This is a genomic window from Alcanivorax sp. UBA3183, from assembly GCF_002364155.1.
Classification (GTDB): Bacteria; Pseudomonadota; Gammaproteobacteria; order Pseudomonadales; family Alcanivoracaceae; genus Alcanivorax; species Alcanivorax jadensis.
Genome location: NZ_DEXN01000015.1, coordinates 127001 through 128585, shown reverse-complemented (window position 1 = coordinate 128585; position 1585 = coordinate 127001). Strand labels below are relative to the sequence as shown.

General features: G+C 59.7%; 2 protein-coding genes. Both read left to right on the top strand.

The window, feature by feature from the left end; translation table 11 throughout:
• Positions 1 to 837: S16 family serine protease (locus B3Q33_RS06925; RefSeq protein WP_286827318.1), on the top strand; the 837-nt coding region annotated here is incomplete at its 5' end.
• Positions 838 to 928: 91 nt separating this feature from the next.
• Positions 929 to 1585, top strand: a 657-nt coding sequence (locus tag B3Q33_RS06920) for a pseudouridine synthase (protein ID WP_286827316.1), incomplete at its 3' end; no start/stop codon positions are given.

Genomic DNA, 1585 nt, shown 5'->3' with positions numbered 1-1585 from the left:
TATATCACCGAAGAAAAAGTGCAGATCGCGCGCCAGCACCTGTGGCCCCGTGCCCTGGAACGTGCCGGCGTAAAACCCGGCCAGTTGCGCATCAGCGACAGCGCGCTGCGCCAGATCGTGGAAGGCTATGCCCGCGAAGCCGGGGTCCGTAATCTGGAAAAACAGCTCAACAAGATCATCCGCAAGGCGGCGGTGAAACTGCTGGCTGGGGAAAAGAAACTGAGCGTCTCCGGCAAGAATCTGGCGGATTTCCTCGGCCAACCCTACTTCCAGACCGAGAAGACCCAGCGAGGCGTGGGCGTGGTAACCGGCCTGGCCTGGACCTCCATGGGCGGCGCCACGCTCTCCGTGGAAGCCAGCCAAGTGCACAGCAAGCAGCGGGGCTTCAAGCTCACCGGTCAGCTTGGTGATGTCATGAAAGAGTCCGCGGAGATTGCCTACAGCTATGTAGCCAGCCATCTGCGCGATTACGGCCTGAGCGAAGAGCGCCTGGATGAAGCCTTTCTCCATCTCCATGTGCCGGAAGGGGCAACCCCCAAGGATGGCCCCAGTGCCGGTATCACCATGGCCAGCGCCCTGCTGTCACTACTGTTGAAGAAGCGTTTGCCGCGCAAGGTGGCCATGACCGGCGAGCTGACCCTCACCGGCCAGGTACTGGCGGTTGGCGGCATCCGTGAAAAAATTATCGCCGCCCGGCGTGTAGGTATTCGTGAGGTGATTTTGCCGGACGCCTGCCAGCGGGATTTCGACGAACTGCCGGGGTACCTGAAAGACGGACTCACTGTGCATTTTGCCAAACAGTACGACGATGTCTTTCAGATACTCTGGGGTAAATAGGTTGCGAGAAACGAGTGATGAATAGCGAAAGGCAAAAACGGGCTGAAGTCCCGGAGTCAGTATCTCTGCGATCTCAACGACGAACTGCCCGATGAATTCACCCGCCGACAAACCCTACTATATCGTGCCCATCTGCCATGAGCGGGTGAGCACGGTGTACAGGGATGAGCATATTCTGCTGGTCAACAAACCGGCCTATCTGCTCAGTGTGCCGGGGCGCGCACCGGAAAATCAGGACTGTGCGGTGCGACGCCTGGCGCGAAAAGATCCGGATATACGCCTGGTGCACCGACTGGATCTGGATACGTCAGGCATCATGGTCTTCGCTCTCATCCGCCAGGCGCAGAGCCAACTCAGCCGGCTGTTCCAGCAACGTACCGTGAAGAAACGCTATCAGGCGGTGGTGCACGGCCTGGTAGCAAAAGATAGCGGCAGCATCGAGTTGCCATTGATCGCGGACTGGCCCAACCGCCCGTTGCAGAAGGTCTGTTACGACACAGGCAAGTCCGCCCTCACCCATTACCAGGTGCTGGAACGGGACGAAGCCCGCAACCGCACCCGGCTGGCGTTAAGCCCGGTCACCGGCCGCAGCCATCAACTACGGATTCACTGTCGGGAGCTGGGTCATCCGATCATTGGCTGCGACATGTATGCGCCACCGGAGATTGAGGCACTGAGCCCGAGGCTGTTGCTGCACGCGGAGTGGCTGGCCTTCAACCACCCGGTGACCGGGCTATGGCAGGAATTC